The organism is Nocardioides pini, assembly GCF_026712185.1.
GTDB classification, from domain to species: Bacteria; Actinomycetota; Actinomycetes; order Propionibacteriales; family Nocardioidaceae; genus Nocardioides; species Nocardioides pini.
Genome location: NZ_JAPPUX010000005.1, coordinates 360,742 through 377,011 on the forward strand (window position 1 = coordinate 360,742; position 16,270 = coordinate 377,011).

Below are 16,270 nucleotides of genomic sequence, written 5' to 3' on the forward strand. Positions count from 1 at the left end.
GCTAGCGTTCGCTCGTGAGCTCCTTCGCCGACGTCCTCCGGGAGCTCCGGACGGCCCGGTCCCTGACCCAGGAGGAGCTCGCCGAGCGGGCCGGGATCACGGCCAAGGCCGTCAGCGCCCTCGAGCGCGGTGACCGGCGACGTCCCTATCCCCACACGGTCCGCTCGCTCGCCGACGGGCTCGGGTTGGAGGACGCCGAGCGGGACCGCCTCGTCGGCTCGGTGCCGGGTCGTGCCACCACCGGCAGGACCGTCGCGGTGCTGCCCGCGCCGCAGGGCCCGGTGCTCGGCCGCGACGCGGACGTCGACGCGGTCGCCGGGCTGGTGGCGGAGCGGGTACGCCGACTCGTCACGCTCACCGGCCCCGGCGGGGTCGGCAAGACCACCCTGGCGCTGGTGGTGGCCGCGCGCGTGGCCGACCGGTTCACCGGCGGGGTGACCCTTGTCGACGTGGCTGCCCTCCGCGACCCGGACGCCGTGCTCCCCGCCGTGGCCACGGCCCTCGGCGTGCCCGAGGGCGGGTACGCCGGGACGGCCGCCAGCCTCGCGCCGTACCTGGAGCACCGCCACGTGCTCCTCGTCCTGGACAACCTCGAGCAGGTCCTCGACTGCGCGCCGCAGGTCACCGAGCTCGTCACGTCCTGCCCCGACCTGTCCGTCCTCGCCACCAGCCGGGCCCCGCTGCGGGTCCGCCCCGAGCGGGAGTACCGGGTGGCACCCCTGGACCAGCACGACGCCCTACGCCTGTTCCTCGAGCGGGCGGACGCCGCGGGGGCCGACCTGGGGACCCCCGACCAGGCCGGGACGGTCGCCGCGCTGTGCCAGGAGACCGAGGGGCTGCCGCTCGCCATCGAGCTCTCCGCGTCGGCCGCCTCGTCGCTCGGGCCGGCCGCGTTGCTCGAGCGACTGGGTTCACTGGTGACAGAGGGCCCCCGAGACCTGCCCCCGCGCCAGCGGTCGATCGAGGCCACGCTGGACTGGAGCGTCGAGCTGCTGCCGCCGGCCGCCCGGGCTCTGCTGGGCGCGCTCGCCGTCGTTCCCGCGAGCTTCACCCCCGCCGCGGCCGAGGCGGTCGGCGGGGAGGGGGCGCTGTCCGGGGTCCACACCCTCCTCGAGCACTCGCTGCTGACCCGCGTCGACGACGTGGACGGCGTGCCCCGCTACCGCCTGCTGGAGCCCGTCCGCCAGTACGCCGTCCACCGGTGGCCGCAGGACGGGTCTGCCGCCGCGCGCCGGGGTCTCGGCGCGCACGCGTGGGAGACCGCGCTGGTGCGGGGCCAGCAGCTGCGCGCCGACGAGCAGGCCGCGGCGCTCGACGTCCTGGACGCCGAGCTGGCCAACCAGGCGGCCGGGCTCGACAGCCTGGTCGAGCTCGGCCGCAACGACGACGCCGCCGACCTGCTGAGGCACGGCTGGCTCCACCTGGCCCTGCGCGGGCACGCGCGCGACGGCCAGGCCTGGCTGGGAAGGGCGCGCGGCCTGCCGATGTCCGACCGGGGTCGGGCGAGCTGGATGGTGGCGCACGCGGGGCTGTGCCACCTCGCCGGCGACACCGACGAGCTGCGCCGCACCAGTGAGGCGGCTCGCGACCTGGCCCGTCTCGCGGGCGACGACCTCCTGCTGCTCGAGGCGGCCGTGCTCGGCGGCTTCGGCGCGGTCTTCGCCGGTGACCACGACGCGGCCGCCGCCCTCGTCCGGGACCACGCCGGGCTGCTCGAGTCGAGCGGCGACGGCTACGTCCGCACCCACTTCGGCATCGTCGACGGCCAGCTCGCCCTGCTCTCCGGGGACCTCCCCGGAGCCGAGCACCGGCTGCTCGAGGCCGAGGCGATGGCGCGCCGGCTCGGCAACCCGTTCACCCTCGCGGTGGTGCTCAACGTGCTGGCCACCGTCTCCGAGCTGCGGGAGGACCACGCGACGTCCGCGCTGCGCCTCGGCGAGGCCACCGAGATCTCCGCCGACGCGTCGCTGAGCTGGTCGCTGGCCTACTCGCTCCCGGCGCTGGCCGGCGTCGCCGTCCGCGTCGGCGAGGTCGCCGCCGGGGCCCGGCTGTTCGGCGCCTCGGCGTCGTACGCCGCCCAGCACGGCATCGCGACGACCTTCCAGGCGAGCCAGGACCTGGCGGCGCGCGACCTCGCCGACGCCCGGAACAGGCTGGGCGAGCCCGCCTTCCGGCGGGAGTGGGACGCGGGCCGCGCGGCGACCATCGCCGAGGTCGGCGAGCTGGCGCGTGAGGTCACTCGCCGCGCACGCGCCTGATGTAGCGGGTGTAGCGGCGCGCTCCCCACGTGAGCATGAGCAGCCGGACGGGGGCGGGCAGCGGGTCCAGCATCATGGCCCGCTCGTGCGGGTCGGCGTCCTCGAGCAGGCTGCCGAAGAGCAGCGGCAGCTGCCCGAACGACATCGACCCGCGCCCGTGCTCACCCAGGAGGGCCCACTCCGCGGCGGTGACGTGCTGGGCGACCAGGGGGAGGATCTCGCGCTCCTCGAGGTCGAGGTGCTCCAGCAGCGACTCCCGGAGCTCGTCGGTGACGCGGGCGACCTGCTCGCCGCGGAGCACCGCGCCGGTTCGCATCCACTGCTCGAGCAGCGGGCCGAGGCGGTCCAGGTGCTGGTCGACCAGGTCGTGCTGCGCCTGCATGGTGCGGACGAGCTCCGCGGAAGGCTCCGCGCGCTCGCTCAGGCGCGGCCAGAGGATCTCGTCCTCGCCGGTGTGGTGCATGTGCAGGCCGTCGAGGACGAGCCTGAGGTGGCCACCCACCAGGGACGCCCGGTCCGCGTCGCCCTCGCGCACGGCGCGCACGAGCCTGGGCAGCAGCGCGAACTCACGGCGGAACACGCGGTGGACGACGTACATCTCCTCGATCGGCGGTCGAGCGGTGGTCGGATCGGTGGTGGCGGTCATGGGGTCCTCCGTGATCGGTTGGTCGGCTGTGTCCAGCCTCGCCACGCGCCCGGGCCGGGCACACCCACACCGACCCCACGCCTCCCCCACAGTGCGACGCTGGTCGTGGGTGGCCGACAGGTGCCGAAGGTCCCGTCCGGCTCCGGACCTTCGCCGCTCACGCGCACCCGGCGCGTCCGCCGAGGGTTGAGCCATGACCCTCCCCCTTGCCGTGCTCGTGCCCTCCCTGCCCGCCCACGAGCGGTGGTTCGTCGAGTCCCAGCAGGCGGGGGACTGGTCGTTCTTCCTCTCGCCGCTCCCGCTCGTGCTGACCGCCGCAGTGGTCGCGGTGACGGTGGCATGGCGCGTGGTCGCGCTCCGCGTCGACCGTCCGGAGCTGCCGGTCCTGCGCCCGCTCGCCCGGCTGGTGCCCTGGGTGCCGCGCCTGCTGGGGATCCACCTGGGCGTCGCGCTGCTCGCGCTGGCGGCGACGGGCGCGTTCATCACGCCGTCCAACGACCACCTCTCCGGCGCGGGCGGCACCGCGCTGCTGCTCGTCGAGGCCGCGCTGGGCATCTGGCTGGTCACCGGCTGGCAGCTCCGCTCGGCGGCCACGCTCGTGCTCGGCCTCGCCCCGGCGCTCGCGCTGGTCGCCGGCGTCACGGCACTCGGCGAGTGCGCGAACCTCGCTGCCGTCGCGGCCTTCCTGGTCGTCGTACCTCCCGGTCCGGACGCGTACGGCACTGCCCACCCGCCGCAGGCGCAGCTGCGCTGGGCACTGCTCTGGCTCCGGCTCGGCGTCGGGGTGGCACTGATCGTGCTCGCGTTCTCCGAGAAGCTCACCAACCCGGCGATGGCGATCGACACCCTCGAGCACTACCCGGCCCTCGACGTCTTCGCGCTCGTCGGCGTCCACGTCTCGCCGGAGACGTTCGTCGCCATCGCCGGCGCGACCGAGCTGCTGTTCGGGCTGCTGGTGATCTCCGGTGCGTTCCCGCAGGTGGCGGTGCTGGTCGCGATGGTGCCCTTCAACGCGACGCTGCTGCTCTTCGGCCAGACGGAGATGGTCGGCCACCTGCCCGTCTACGGGGTGTTCCTCGCGCTGCTCGTCTACGGGTCGTCCGAGGAGACCTTCCGCGCCGTGCGCTGGCTCCCGCGTCGCGCCGGGCGTCGGGTCGCCGTGCCCGCGGCTGCCTGACCGGCCTGCGCGTCCCGCGGTTTCGCGGACGGGGGCCCGACCGTCGGAGAGGATCGGCGAGTGTCCGCCGTCGTGATGATCGCCGTCCAACGCCTGCGCGAGCGTAGGATCGAGCTGGACGACGGTCTGACGGACGCCGAGATCGATGCGGTGCAGCACCGCCTCGGCTTCGTCTTCGGCCCGGAGCACCGTGACCTCCTGCAGGAGGCGTTACCCGTCGGGGACGGCTGGCCCGACTGGAGACGAGACGACGACACCGACCTGCGCAGACGGCTCGACTGGCCCGTGGAGGGGATCGTGGGGCACGTGCGCGCAGGTCACTTCTGGCCCGATTCTTGGGGGTCACGCCCCGTCGAGGTCGCGCAGGCCGAGCGTGTGGCGCGAGGTCGGCTGGCACTGCTGCCGTCGCTCGTGCCCGTCTACGGCCACCGCTACCTCGTCGCAGATGCCGCCTACGTGCCCAGCCCGGTTTTCTCCGTCTACGGGTCGGACGTCATCGTCTTCGGTGACGACCTTCTCGACTACGTCGCCCGTGAGCACCATGTGCCGCCCCGGCACGAGTCGCCCCACCGGACCCATGTCCCGTTCTGGTCCGACCTCGCGATGGGAGCCGACGACGACGAGCTGTGACGGGCCTCGTGCCGGGCTCAGCCGCGCAGGCGCGCGGACGCAGCCCTTCTGCTTCTCGTACTCCGTGACGTCGACTGCGACGACCCGCAGCCTGCGTCCTCGTCGAGCGCACGGGTCCGCGGCGCGGCGGACGACATCAGCACCGTCGATTCGTCGACCAGCTCGGACGTGCCGGCTTCGCCGCGCCCCGACCCCACCGACGGCCGCGCCAAGCGGTTCCGCCCCCACCGAGCGCGCCCGCAGGGTCGCCGACGCAGTTAGATGCTGAGGTCGTCCGCGGGCTGGCGGAGCAGGAGGTGCAACCGGGGGCCTCGCGGATGCGGTAGCTCGAGGAGACGAGGCGGGTCCTGCGGGAGATGACCGATGCCTGGGCGCGAGGGGTCGTGTCGTTCGCGGTGGAAAGACTCACGCAGGCCCGCACTGTTGCCAGAAAGGGATCGTCCACTGGTCGCCACGGCCCGTTGGGTCATGGCCGGGGGCATGTCCGCACGCCGATGCAGACTGTCCGGCATGGCGAGATTTGAGGACCAAGACCTGACGGACGCTGAGTTCCGCGAGTGCGACATGACTCGGGCCCGCCTGATCGGCGTGGTGATGCAGGACGCCGTCATCGACGGGTTGGTCAGCAACCTGGTGGTCAACGGTGTCGAAGTGACGTCGTACGTCGAGGCCGAGCTGGACCGGCGGCATCCGGTGCGGCCGCTGATGCGATCGAGCGACCCGGCTGACCTGCGGGAAGCCGAGCGCCAGCTGCGGGCCAGCTGGGCAGGAACGATCGCGCGCCTCCGCGGCACGGCTCAGGGGTTGGAGCACCAGCGCGTCGGCGGCGAGTGGTCGGCGGTCGAGACCCTGCGCCACCTGGTCTTCGTGCACGACTCGTGGTTCCGTCGCTGCTGCCTGGGATCACCCCAGCCGTTCACCGCAATCGGGTTGGCGTCGGACTTCGTGCCTGACCAGGAAGCGCAGGGTTTGGATCGAGCGGCGGCACCTGACCTCGATCAGGTGCTCACGGTCCGCAATGAGCAGGCCGACGAGCTGGAGCGTTGGTTGGCGAGCGTGACGGCCGACGAGCTGTCGTCGGTCGCGCCGGTGCCTGCCGGACCGGGCTGGCCGCCGTACGCAGCGGGGAAGACCGTGCTCGAGTGTCTGCGCGTGGTCCTCAACGAGGAGTGGGAGCATCACAGGTTCTGCGTGCGCGACCTCGACCTGCTGGAGGGGTGACTGCGCACCCTCGGTTGCCCGAGCGTCAGCACGGGAACCGCCCCGCGGGCACGTCGAGATGGATGCACCGCTCGAACTGTAGGAGCGCTGTCGAGCGGCTCGGCGCCGGTCGCTCAGGTGGCGCGCAGTGCAGCGACACTCGTCACGAGACGACGCAGCGGCGTATCGCGCTGCACGCTGATGCGGCCACCATCCTGCGTCAGACCGAAGTGGGACAACAGGTCCTGGCGCCCCTCTCGCTCGGCCATCAGCAAGATCGCGTCCCGGTCGTAGGAGTCAGCGAGTTCGGCGGCAAGGACCAGGTCGTAGGCCGCGACAGCATCGTTGATGGACTGCACGTAGCTGGCGTAGAGGGTGTTGAGCTCGTCGATAAGTCGGGTCTGGTCGGTCATGGACAACCCCTTGGAGTCGCGATGTGGCCTAACGGTGACCCCAGTCTCGGACGGCAACGGGATCGATCAAATAGGCGGCGTCATGATCTTGGGCACGCCGCCACCCGGCAACCCCAGAGGGCGCGACGATCGAGATCCCGGACGGTCATCCGCGACGGCGTCGCGCAGCCTGCGACATCCGCGCCTCGCGTGGGCTCAGCAGTACGCGTGGGCGTTGCGCGCCGCGTGCCGACGGAAAGACACGCTGCCGTGTCCCCAAGCCAAGCCACTGGCGGCGACGCTACATCGACGCGCTGGCAGCGCCCCTGTCTTCGATACGGGACTGGCGGATGACGAAGGCCGCCCCGGAGCCAGCCATGCCCAGACCGATCAACACGATCGGGAGCACTCGAGCATCTGACAGCGGCGACTGGCACGACGGCCACGGACCGGCCGGCCGGTCGGCGAACTGGTACGCCGATGGCGGTTCCTTCACGAAGGCCGTTCCGCACTTGACCCCTTGAATGTCGTAGACGGACCGGAAAAGCCCGAGACCAAGCCCAAGTGCCACCAGGGCGCCGCTGAGGATCAGACAGACCTTTTGTAAGTCCCGCACCGGGTGAAGGTAGAGCAACGAATCACCCAGGTCGGTCGAACGCCGATGTTTTTGCGCACGGAGGCCTTCAAGGGTGCGGCTGAGAGCGGTCGCGTTGGGCATGGAGATGGCGCCGCCGAACCATGATGACTGCGTGGCGACGCCCGATTGGCCTGAGGCCACCGGCTCGCCAGCCGCCATCACCACAAGCTACGTCGGCCCGGTTTCGTTGGAGGCGCTCCCCCAACTCGCGGCGATAAGACGCACGTCGCGTGGTCGAGCTGGATGTCGAACGCTTGCGAGACCGGGGGTCTGTGGGCACTCTGAGGTGAGGTGGACAAGCACCGCGTACCTGTCGGAGGGGCATGCGCGCAGTTGGCTCTTACGTCGCACTGGTGGCGATCGTCGCCCTTTTCGCCGGGTGCAGCGAGGAAACCCGCCAGCGCAGTGAGTCACGCTCCCCGGGCCAGCCCAGTGGGAGATCTGCCCCCGAGAGCACGGACAGCAAGAGTGCCGACGAGAGTCCATCGGCTGCTCCGGTGACTCCGGCTACAAAGGGACCGATCTCGCCGAAGCGACAAGAGAAGCTCGTGGAGTTCCTCGACCGCGTCCAGTTCCTCGACCGCGTCGGCCCAGACCTGGAGCTTCGCGAGATCGAGTACACCTCCCGGACCGACGCCGTGGCGATGTTCCTCGAACCACGCGAGGGGAACGAAGGCACGGTCATCGCTACCACCGACGACAACTGGGCTCACGCCACTCGGCTCTACATCAGCGACGCTCTCGCTTACTCGGTGTCATACAGCCCACTCGGCGGTGGGGCGGTGGCCGTCAGGGCCCAGCAACAGGACCCCTTCATCAACTACCCGGCGTTCGTCTTCTACGCGAACGGAAAGACGAAACCTCTGCGAGTCCTCGAGCCGCAAGCACGTAGAGGCGGGGACGTGCTCCTCGACCTCGACCGCTTTGGCAGCATCATTTACGGTCTCGGCGACGTCCAGACACGGCAGTTGTGGGCTGCCGATGTCGATGCCGCGGAAATCTATCCGGTCGAGGGCACCCGGTTCGGTGAGGTGTGGCAGCACGTAGCGGGTCGCCGCGGAGCGATCGTGAGCGTCCAGGGCTTCAAGCGTCGCGGTCAGCAGTGGCGCTTCGAGACCAGTAGCGACCGCGGACGCACATGGACCACTACCGAAGCCGACCTGCCGGGAGGCAGGTCCACCGGCGGCCCAGGATTCGGGTACGGCCAAGCGGGGGTCGCCGTGGGGCCCGGACACCTGCAGGCGACGGTGTCGACGCAGTGGTTGCAAGACCTGCCGTCGTACGTGAACGAGTTGTGGCAGACCGATGACGAGCAACGATTCCACCAAGTCCCGCTGCCCTGGGACCGACCCTACTTCGGCGGCATCGCGTACGCCGACGATGGAGCTCTGCTCTTCGGCCGACTCTTCGTTTCCGACATCCCGTGCACCAAACCGATCTGCGGGCCGCCCGGCGAAATCTGGCGCTACGCCCCGGGGAGCCGCGTGCCCGAGCCCCTCGCCGGCGCCCCTAGCCTGCTCGGTCCGTTTTGGTCCGGGGGGATCGACACTTCTGGCGGCGTCATCATCGCCAGGACCGGAGTGCGAACGATCTCCGTCTCCTCCGACGGATATCACTGGACGCCGGTCACACCCGGGTAGGTCGGCCGCGAGCGCTTTATGCAAACCGGGCTACTGCGGAGGCGAATGGTCGAGGTCGTGCCGAAAAGCCAGCCCCCGTCATCATGCCGAGACGCCACGCTCATGGGCTGATCTGGATGTCGACAGCATCCCCGACAGGCGGAATGACGCGTTCAGTCGGGCGCCGAACCGTCGAGCTCCGCGCCCAGTTCGTCGCCATCACCGCGCTGGTCGCCGACCCCGAACACCTGAGCCCGACCCGACCCGACCCGAGCAGGCTAGTCGAGACCAGCGAGTGGGTCCTCGGCGTACGGCGCGATCGTGGCTGGCAATGACCGGTTCGCAGCTCGGCGGGCCAAGCCTCGCGTGGGCACACCCCAGCTCGCAACAGCACACCGACGCAGTCTCCCGAGGCGCCCAGAACAGCATTAGCGTGCCGACCATGAAGCCTTTCAGCGGTTTCTCGATGCTGACCGTTGTCGCGGTCCTGATAACGGGTTGCGGCGAGCCGGACCGAAAGGCGGAGCCAACAGGTCACGCGGAGACCGCCCCACCAGTCTCCGCCGCGACACCTTCGAAAGTGGTGTCGGCGACGACGTCCGAGTGCAAGGACAAGAGGGGCGACGGCGGTCCGATGGATCTCGTATCGGCAAGCATCCGCATGAGCGACAGCGTGCTGGTTACCGCCGAGCTTGCTGCGCCCCTTCCACGCAACGACACCGTGAGCGTCGGCGTGCTGGCTCAGAGCCGGGACTACGACGTTTCGCTGTTGGTTGGGACGTGGGTGAACGGGCGCGCAACCGAGCACTACGTCAACAAGGTGCCCCCCGACAGTCGAGACGATCTTCCACTATCAGGAATTCATGACAACGGCAGGAGGGTGACCATGAGGTTCCCTATCTCTGCGGTGGACGACCTAGGAGACAGTTGGCGGTGGGGCGCCTGGACAAACGCGCTGAGTGAATTCACGGATGCAACGGGTGGGGACGTGGACGCATGCCCAGGGCCTCCAGCCGGAATGGGAACCCAACGATTTGATCCGACGGACCGCAAGGACTGACCGCAGTCCCGGATTCTTGGAACCACTGCGTCGCGCGGTCCTCCGGCCGCGTGTGCGCCCGGCGGGCAAGTCGCACGTCTCCGGGTCCACCGGGCGGGCCGGGCCTGCGGGGCTGGCGCACTGACTCGCGGCGCAATGTCGCGCCCCGGACGGTGCGCGGCGGTGTGACGCACTCACGCTCGAGAAGGAACGCCCCATGATGTGGCGAGTCATTGATTAACGCAGCGCTGAGTAGCCGGTTCGCTTACGGTGCCCCCATGTTCTTGGGACTCAAAGCTGGTCTTGCAGCTGCCTTCGCCGTCTTCGCGTCACTCGCGGTGGCGCCGACGGCGCAAGCGCATCACCAGCCCTACTACGGCATGAGCGCAATGACTGTCGCGGAGCACCTCGAATGTCGAAACTTCACTGGACACGGGTCTGGCCAGTTCAACATCGGTTCCGGCGTCTGCTGGCTCAAGGGGCGGCGCGTCAACATCATCACGTTCAGAGGTCCCGGGCAGCAGGCTGAATGGAATGGCGCCGCCACGTTGGGCTTCGGTCCACGATTTCACTGGGCTGTCGGGCGGGGGGCCAACATCGTCGCTCGGAATGGAAATCTCGACGCTGCGCGCGTTGGCGCGGTTGCGCTTCCTGGTCGCGTGCGACACGGCTGACGGGTCAGTGCTCCCGCCCCTGTCGTACTGCCCACGCGGCGCTGCGCAGCACCCTCACCAAGCGAGCCGAACAACCTCGCGACAAGACCTCCCGGTGGAGCGACGGCCTCTCCACAAGTCCGTCTCCGAGGCCGACCTGACTGTCGGTGCCTGCTGGAAGAGTGCCTGCATGACAGCGATCGCACACTTCGACGACAACGAGGTGGTGGCGTTCGCGCGGTGGCTGGAGGCCGACCTCGCGGCGGTGACGGAGCGGCCGCTGTGGTCGATGTCGACCCAGGAGGCCGAAGAGGCGTTGCTGTCGCTGACCCGGGTCCGGGGCCAGCTCGACGCGCTGTTGATGCGCGTCCTGCGGCAGGCGGAGGCGGTGGGCGCCGGGATGGACACCGGGGCCACGTCGACGACCAACTGGTGGTCGCACGCGACCCGCACCACCCGGGCCGAGGCGCACAGGACGGCACGGCTGGCGAAGACGCTGGAGGACCACGACGACCTCGCCCACGCGTTGGCGTCGGGCGACCTGCGCACCGACCAGGCGCGGGTGATCGCCGCTGCGGTGGACGACCTGCCCGACGCGGTCGAGGACTGGCTGCCGGCTGCTGCGACGCGGTTCCTGCTGGAAAAGGCACGCGAGCACGACGCCAAGGACCTCCGCACGTTGGGTCGCCGGGTGCTGGAGGCGGTAGATCCTGAGGCTGCGGATGCCGACGAGGCGCGACGCCTCGAGGCCGAGGAGGCCGATGCTGTGGCGAGAGCCTCGTTCTCCATGGTCGACGACGGTCACGGCACGTGCCACGGTCGCTTCACCATCCCCTCACTCCACGGGGCGATGCTGGCGAAGGACCTCAAGGCTCGCGTCGCACGCGAGTGCCGGAACGGCCGTGTCGACGTTGGGGAGGGCGAGGAGCGGCCGTCGACACTGACCCGGCACCGGATGGGCCGGGCGTTCATGGACTACATCGAGACCCGACCGGCGGCGTCCGCGCCTCGGGCAGGCGGAGTGGCGGCGACGGTCGTGGTGACCATGCAGCTCGAGACCTTGCTCGGTGGCGCGAAGGCCGCGTCCCTCGACACCGGCAGCCGCATCAGTGCCGGCGAGGCGAGACGGATCGCCTGCCGCGCCGGCATCATCCCGGTCGTGCTCGGTGGGCCGAGCGTGCCGCTCGACGTTGGCCGCAAGCGGCGCTTCCACACCGAGGTGCAACGGATCGCGATGGGCATCCGCGACGGAGGCTGCACGGCCGCAGGTTGCGACGCACCGCCTGCGATGACCGAGGCCCACCACGACGAGGTGCCGTGGGGCAAGGGAGGTGGGACCAGCGTGGAGAAGGGTCGGCTGCTCTGCCCGCCCCACCACCGGCGCATCCACGACCCGGCGTTCCAGCACATGCTCGACAAGCACGGCAAGGTCCGCTTCACCCGGCGGACGTGAGGGTCACACGCGCGGCGCGTCGACGTACGCCCCATCGCCGTCGGCGACCGGGGCCTTCCGGCTCTTCCTGCGCCACCTGCGCAGCGGGACAGTGGAGTCATGACCGAGCAGCAGCCCTATGAGGTGGTGCGGGACTACCCCGACTTCCAGCTGCGGCGCTATCCCGACCACGTGGTCGCCGAGACGCAGGTGACCGCCTCGTTCGAGGGCGCCGGCAACACGTCCTTCCGGCGGCTCGTCGGCTACATCGGCGGGCGCAACACCGAGTCGCGCAAGGTGGCGATGACAGCTCCGGTCGTCCAGGAGTCCGAGGGCGACACGGCAGGCCGCTTCATCGTCGGCTTCGTGATGCCCGCCGGCCTCGACCTCGACAGCGCTCCGGACCCGACGGACCCGGACGTGCGGCTGCGGGAGGTGCCGGCACAGACAGCCGCGGCGTTGAGGTTCTCGGGGCGGTGGACCCGCGAACGGTACGACGCGCACGCCCGCCGCCTCCTCGCGGCCCTGGAGGAGGCGGGTTTCGAGGTCGTGGGACCGCCGCGGTTCGCCCGGTTCGACCCACCGTGGACGCCGTGGTTCCTGCGGCGCAACGAGGTCGTCGTACCGGTGGCGGATCCGGGTTGAGCCGAGTGCAGCGCAATGCCTGTGCACGTCGCCCGTCCGGCGGGCTAGCCTCGAGGCCTCGCCTCACCCCTGGGGCGGACGGGCTCCGCAGGCTCGACCTGCGCGGCGACCGTGATCCGTGAACAGTGGTCCGACCACATCGGCAGGGGTTGCCCGGCGGCCGGGTCTCCGGACCCGGCCCGTCGGTGCCCTCAGCCCCGGCCGTGTGCCTCGCGGAGCGCGGCGAGGTCGGCTCGGTCCTTCGCGCCGCCCTCGTCGTCCGGGCGGGCCGAGGCCTTGCCCTCGATGAGCATCTCCAACGCCACGACGCGGACCCCGAGGTGCCCGAGCGGTCGACGGACGTGGGCGAGCGGGCCGTCCGACAGCACGACGGGCTGCCCCGGCACCGGTACGACGACCCGGCCCGCGCCGTCGGTCTCGACGAACGTGAGCTGGAGGTCGTCCCCGTCCCCGGCGTAGGTGGTCCCGAGGAGGTCGTCGTCGTGCGGCGTGTGGACCCAGCCGGCCGCGGTGAGCGCGTCGTGCACCCTCGCCTCGTCGACGCGCCGGACCAGGACGTCGATGTCGTCGTGGGGTCGGGTCAGGCGGCCGACCCACAGGTCGACGGCCCACCCGCCGAAGAACCAGTGGTCGAGCCCCGCTGACTCGAGCGCGTCGGCTGCGCTCGCCAGCGCGGCGGTGCGCGGCGTCAGCTCCAGCGACGGATCGTCCATCGGGTGCCCCGTCTCGTCGGTCCTCCGCCCAGCGTCCTCGGGCGGCACGCCCGGTGGCAAGCCGTGCGCGCAGCGGTCCGGACCGGCTCAGCCGCGCAGGCGCACGGACAGGCAGGTGACGCAGCCCTCGAGCTTCTCGTACTCCGTGACGTCGACGGCGACGACCCGCAGCCCGCGCTCCTCGTAGAGCGCGCGGGTCCGGGGCGCGGCGGACGACATCAGCACCGTCGAGTCGTCGAGCAGCACGACGTGCGACCCGGGCTCCTCCGGGACGGGCAGGTACGACGACCACACCGCGGGGTCGTCGACGACCTCGTCCCAGCCCACGACGGTGCCGTCGGGCAGGGCGGTGACCGCCGACTTGAGGTGCAGCGCCTTCGTCAGCGGGACCGCCACGACGGAGGCACCGAGGGGCGCGAGGTGCGCGGCGAGCTGGTCGATGCCGGCCCGGTTGGTGCGGCCGCCGAGGCCGACCCACACGGTGCCGTCGTGCTTGAGGACGTCGCCGCCGTCGAGCGTGCCGGGTGCCTCGATGCGGGCGATGCGGTAGCCGAGGTCGCGCAGCACCTGCTCGGTGCCGGCGACCTCGGGCTTGCGCTCGTCGGCGCCGGGACGCGTGAGGACGGCCAGGTCGTCGTACATCACCACGGTGTCCTCGACGAAGACCGAGTCGGGGCAGTCCGGGGCCGGCGGGACCTCGATGGTCTCCCAGCCCTCGGCCTGCAGCGCGGCGACGTACGCCTCCCACTGGCGCTCCGCGAGCGCGAGGTCGACCGGGACGCGGTCGATGTGGGTCAGCAGGCCCTCGGCGAGGCGGGGGCTGGGGCGGCGGACGAGGGCGCGACGGTTCACCTGCCGATCCTCCCAGCCCGGCGTCCCACCCCGGTCATCAGTCGTGGGGATCCCGCAGCCGAGCCACGACCTCGCGACGCAGGACCTTGCCCATCGGGTTGGTCGGCAGGTCGTCGACGAACACCACCCGGCGCGGCACCTTGTAGGGCGTGAGGCCCTGCCGCGTGTGCGCGCGCAGCTCGTCGGGCTGCACCGGCACGCCCTCCACGAGCACGACCGCCGCGACGACCTCCTCGCCGCCGTCCTCGTGCGGCAGGCCGACGACCGCCACGTCCACCACGCCGGCATGCGTGCGGAGCACGGCCTCCACCTCGGAGGGGTAGACGTTGAACCCGCCGGTGATGATGACTTCCTTGATGCGGTCCACGATCGTCAGGAACCCATCGGGCGACATGGTCACCACGTCCCCGGTGCGGAACCACCCGTCGTGGAACGCGGCCGCTGTCTCCTGCGGCAGTCCGCGGTAGCCCGCGAAGACCTGCGGACCCCGGACCAGCAGCTCGCCCCGCTCTCCCTGGGGGACCTCGCGGTCGAGGTCGTCCGGGTCCGCGACCCGGATCTGCACGTCCGGGAAGGGCACCCCGATCGCACCGGGCCGACGCGCGCCGGTCATCGGGTTGCCGACGATCACCGGTGACGTCTCGGTGAGTCCGTAGCCCTCCACGAGCAGCCCGGCCGTGGCGGCCTCCCAGCGCTCGACGAGCGGGGCGGGCAGGGGCATCGCCCCCGAGAGGGCGTAGCGGATGCCCCTGATCGAGACGCCGCGGCGCTCCGCCTCGTCGACGATGCGCTGGTAGAGCGGCGGCACGGCCGGCACGAAGCTCGGCACCTCCCGTGCGACGGCGTCCATGATGAGGCCGATCTCGGGCTTGGGCAGCAGCACGAGCTTGGCCGCCAGGGCCACGCCGAGCAGCACGCTCACCGTCACGCCGTAGGCGTGGAACAGTGGCAGCGCCACCAGGAAGGACTCCTGACCCTCCTTCAGCCCCGGCACCCATGCGCGACCCTGCATCACGTTGGCGACGAGGTTGCGGTGCAGCAGCGGCACGCCCTTCGGCACGCCGGTCGTGCCGGAGGTGTAGAGCAGCAGCGCGACGTCGTCGCGGTCCGGACGCGGGTGCGACTCGTCCAGCGGCGCGGCTGCGGCGAGCTCGTCCCACTGCATCGCCCGGGGTGCCGGCGAGGTCAGCTGCTCGCGCGCGGCGCGCGCCTTCGGGATCGGCAGGCGCAAGGCGAGGCGCTTCGTCCAGGGGAGGCGGGTGGTCAGGTCGACCGCGACCACGTGCTCGAGCGCCGAGTCGGCGACGAGAGCCTCGACGACCGGCACCACCTTGTCCCACACGATCGCGACGCGGGCGCCGTGGTCGACGAACGGTCGCCGCAGCTCGGAGGCCGTGTAGAGCGGGTTGTGCTCGACGACGGTGGCGCCGAGCCGCAGTACCGCGAAGAAGGCGATGACGTTCTGCGGGCAGTTGGGCATCACGAGGGCGACGTTGTCGCCGGGACGTACGCCGAGGGCGTGCAGGCCGCCCGCGACGCGGCGTACCTCCTCGTCGACCTCGGCGTAGGTCGAGACGCGTCCCAGGAAGTCCACCGCGGGCCGGTCGGGGTGGTGGCGTGCTGCGTCGTCCCACAGGTCGAGCACCGTGGTGTCGCCGTAGTCGAGGTGCAGGGGCACGCCCGGCGCGTAGGAGTCTGCCCACGGGGGCTGCTGAGCGGGCACGGTCTTCCTCACGTCCTCCTCGCGGCAGGGACCCGCGACCCTCCCAACGTATCGCTCGCGACGGGCCCGGTGTCGCCCGGGCCGCAGGAGCAGTTCGGTCCCCCGACGGGGGACCAACGCCCCTGCCGCAGGCGAGGACGTCGGAGCAGGCTCGGCTCATCAGCAGAACGAGCGGAGGACACCGTGATCACCAGCAGCAGACGCAGCATGCACCCCACCGACGTGGTCGTTCGGGTCATGGTGTGGCCGGTGGCGACCGTGCCCGGCGAGGCCTCCCTGCTCGAGGTCGCGGAGTCGTTGGCGGCCGACGGCGTGGGCGCCCTCGGCGTGGTCGAGAGCGGTCAGCTCGTCGGTGTCGTGTCCGAGCGCGACGTCGTGCACCACCTGGCGCAGGGCGCGAACCCCGACCACGTGACGGCGGCCGACGTGATGGCCACCGACCTCGTCACCGCCCACCCGGACGACCGGATCCTCGACACCGCCCGGCGGATGGTGGAGGCGCAGGTCCGGCACCTGCCCGTCATCGACGACGGGGACGTCGCGGGCTTCGTCTCCATGCGCGACCTCTTCGAGGTGCTCGTCGACGTCGCCGCCCACGAGGAGGACGTGGTCGTGGTCCCCAGCGGGACGCGGGTCGTGGTGCGCCAGGAGTGA

Annotated in this window: 16 protein-coding genes; 10 read left to right on the top strand and 6 right to left on the bottom strand. The window is 71.4% G+C overall.

The genetic code is table 11. The features are described from left to right. Nucleotides 1-14 precede the first annotated feature (14 nt). Nucleotides 15-2,258 carry an ATP-binding protein gene (locus NYO98_RS18635; RefSeq protein ID WP_268113286.1) on the top strand — a complete coding sequence of 748 codons (2,244 nt, stop codon included), beginning with the start codon at nucleotides 15-17 and terminating at the stop codon, nucleotides 2,256-2,258. Here the strand turns inward: NYO98_RS18635 and NYO98_RS18640 are convergent. Next, the gene (locus NYO98_RS18640; protein WP_268113287.1) at nucleotides 2,236-2,904 is read right to left on the bottom strand and encodes a hemerythrin domain-containing protein; all 669 of its coding nucleotides are present in this window, start codon (nucleotides 2,902-2,904) and stop codon (nucleotides 2,236-2,238) included. The genes NYO98_RS18635 and NYO98_RS18640 overlap by 23 nt on opposite strands. Before the next feature lie 193 nt (nucleotides 2,905-3,097). Here NYO98_RS18640 and NYO98_RS18645 point away from each other — a divergent pair, with 193 nt between their 5' ends. From NYO98_RS18645 to NYO98_RS18655, 3 genes are all read left to right on the top strand, one after another. Continuing rightward, nucleotides 3,098-4,081, top strand: a complete 984-nt coding sequence (locus tag NYO98_RS18645) for a hypothetical protein (RefSeq protein ID WP_268113288.1) — start codon at nucleotides 3,098-3,100, stop codon at nucleotides 4,079-4,081. A gap of 60 nt (nucleotides 4,082-4,141) precedes the next feature. Beyond that, nucleotides 4,142-4,711: a hypothetical protein gene (locus NYO98_RS18650; RefSeq protein WP_268113290.1), complete on the top strand. Its 570-nt coding sequence runs from the start codon at nucleotides 4,142-4,144 to the stop codon at nucleotides 4,709-4,711. A gap of 510 nt (nucleotides 4,712-5,221) precedes the next feature. Continuing rightward, nucleotides 5,222-5,932: a DinB family protein gene (locus NYO98_RS18655; protein WP_268113291.1), complete on the top strand. Its 711-nt coding sequence runs from the start codon at nucleotides 5,222-5,224 to the stop codon at nucleotides 5,930-5,932. Nucleotides 5,933-6,045: 113 nt separating this feature from the next. Here the strand turns inward: NYO98_RS18655 and NYO98_RS18660 are convergent, their stop codons facing one another. Beyond that, entirely contained in the window at nucleotides 6,046-6,324 is a 279-nt protein-coding gene (locus NYO98_RS18660; protein ID WP_268113292.1) for a hypothetical protein, read from the bottom strand. A gap of 280 nt (nucleotides 6,325-6,604) precedes the next feature. Next, the gene (locus NYO98_RS18665) at nucleotides 6,605-7,099 is read right to left on the bottom strand and encodes a hypothetical protein (RefSeq protein ID WP_268113293.1); all 495 of its coding nucleotides are present in this window, start codon (nucleotides 7,097-7,099) and stop codon (nucleotides 6,605-6,607) included. A 389-nt stretch (nucleotides 7,100-7,488) separates the two neighbouring features. Here NYO98_RS18665 and NYO98_RS18670 point away from each other — a divergent pair, with 389 nt between their 5' ends. The 5 genes from NYO98_RS18670 (at nucleotide 7,489) to NYO98_RS18690 (ending at nucleotide 12,328) form a co-directional block, all read left to right on the top strand. Continuing rightward, nucleotides 7,489-8,580, top strand: coding sequence for a hypothetical protein (locus NYO98_RS18670; RefSeq protein WP_268113294.1), 1,092 nt, complete (start codon nucleotides 7,489-7,491; stop codon nucleotides 8,578-8,580). A 421-nt stretch (nucleotides 8,581-9,001) separates the two neighbouring features. After that, nucleotides 9,002-9,619, top strand: a complete 618-nt coding sequence (locus tag NYO98_RS18675) for a hypothetical protein (protein ID WP_268113295.1) — start codon at nucleotides 9,002-9,004, stop codon at nucleotides 9,617-9,619. A gap of 257 nt (nucleotides 9,620-9,876) precedes the next feature. Then, a complete protein-coding gene (locus NYO98_RS18680; protein ID WP_268113296.1) occupies nucleotides 9,877-10,272 on the top strand; it encodes a hypothetical protein in 396 nt (131 codons plus the stop codon). Nucleotides 10,273-10,441: 169 nt separating this feature from the next. After that, the gene (locus tag NYO98_RS18685) at nucleotides 10,442-11,704 is read left to right on the top strand and encodes an HNH endonuclease signature motif containing protein (protein ID WP_268113297.1); all 1,263 of its coding nucleotides are present in this window, start codon (nucleotides 10,442-10,444) and stop codon (nucleotides 11,702-11,704) included. Between the two features lie 99 nt (nucleotides 11,705-11,803). After that, nucleotides 11,804-12,328: an SOUL family heme-binding protein gene (locus tag NYO98_RS18690; RefSeq protein WP_268113299.1), complete on the top strand. Its 525-nt coding sequence runs from the start codon at nucleotides 11,804-11,806 to the stop codon at nucleotides 12,326-12,328. Between the two features lie 191 nt (nucleotides 12,329-12,519). Here NYO98_RS18690 and NYO98_RS18695 read toward each other — a convergent pair whose 3' ends face one another. The 3 genes from NYO98_RS18695 to NYO98_RS18705 all read right to left on the bottom strand — a co-directional run bounded on the left by NYO98_RS18695 (nucleotide 12,520) and on the right by NYO98_RS18705 (nucleotide 15,628). Beyond that, complete coding sequence (locus NYO98_RS18695; RefSeq protein WP_268113301.1) at nucleotides 12,520-13,041, bottom strand: nucleotidyltransferase domain-containing protein; 522 nt, start codon at nucleotides 13,039-13,041, stop codon at nucleotides 12,520-12,522. 87 nt (nucleotides 13,042-13,128) lie between these two features. Next, nucleotides 13,129-13,893: a dimethylargininase gene (gene ddaH / locus NYO98_RS18700; RefSeq protein WP_268113302.1), complete on the bottom strand. Its 765-nt coding sequence runs from the start codon at nucleotides 13,891-13,893 to the stop codon at nucleotides 13,129-13,131. A 37-nt stretch (nucleotides 13,894-13,930) separates the two neighbouring features. Then, nucleotides 13,931-15,628 (bottom strand): long-chain-fatty-acid--CoA ligase, encoded by a 1,698-nt coding sequence (locus NYO98_RS18705; protein ID WP_268113303.1) that lies wholly within the window; start codon nucleotides 15,626-15,628, stop codon nucleotides 13,931-13,933. Between the two features lie 195 nt (nucleotides 15,629-15,823). Between NYO98_RS18705 and NYO98_RS18710 the strand changes: the two genes are divergently transcribed. Further along, nucleotides 15,824-16,270, top strand: coding sequence for a CBS domain-containing protein (locus tag NYO98_RS18710; RefSeq protein ID WP_268113304.1), 447 nt, complete (start codon nucleotides 15,824-15,826; stop codon nucleotides 16,268-16,270).

Coding starts and splice junctions, on each gene's coding strand:
- NYO98_RS18710 (WP_268113304.1), top strand. CDS start 15,824: ATGCACCCCACCGACGTGGTCGTTCGGGTCATGGTGTGGCCGGTGGCG.
- NYO98_RS18660 (WP_268113292.1), bottom strand. CDS start 6,324: ATGACCGACCAGACCCGACTTATCGACGAGCTCAACACCCTCTACGCC.
- NYO98_RS18695 (WP_268113301.1), bottom strand. CDS start 13,041: ATGGACGATCCGTCGCTGGAGCTGACGCCGCGCACCGCCGCGCTGGCG.
- NYO98_RS18690 (WP_268113299.1), top strand. CDS start 11,804: ATGACCGAGCAGCAGCCCTATGAGGTGGTGCGGGACTACCCCGACTTC.
- NYO98_RS18645 (WP_268113288.1), top strand. CDS start 3,098: ATGACCCTCCCCCTTGCCGTGCTCGTGCCCTCCCTGCCCGCCCACGAG.
- NYO98_RS18675 (WP_268113295.1), top strand. CDS start 9,002: ATGAAGCCTTTCAGCGGTTTCTCGATGCTGACCGTTGTCGCGGTCCTG.
- NYO98_RS18680 (WP_268113296.1), top strand. CDS start 9,877: ATGTTCTTGGGACTCAAAGCTGGTCTTGCAGCTGCCTTCGCCGTCTTC.
- NYO98_RS18640 (WP_268113287.1), bottom strand. CDS start 2,904: ATGACCGCCACCACCGATCCGACCACCGCTCGACCGCCGATCGAGGAG.
- NYO98_RS18655 (WP_268113291.1), top strand. CDS start 5,222: ATGGCGAGATTTGAGGACCAAGACCTGACGGACGCTGAGTTCCGCGAG.
- NYO98_RS18665 (WP_268113293.1), bottom strand. CDS start 7,099: ATGGCGGCTGGCGAGCCGGTGGCCTCAGGCCAATCGGGCGTCGCCACG.
- NYO98_RS18685 (WP_268113297.1), top strand. CDS start 10,442: ATGACAGCGATCGCACACTTCGACGACAACGAGGTGGTGGCGTTCGCG.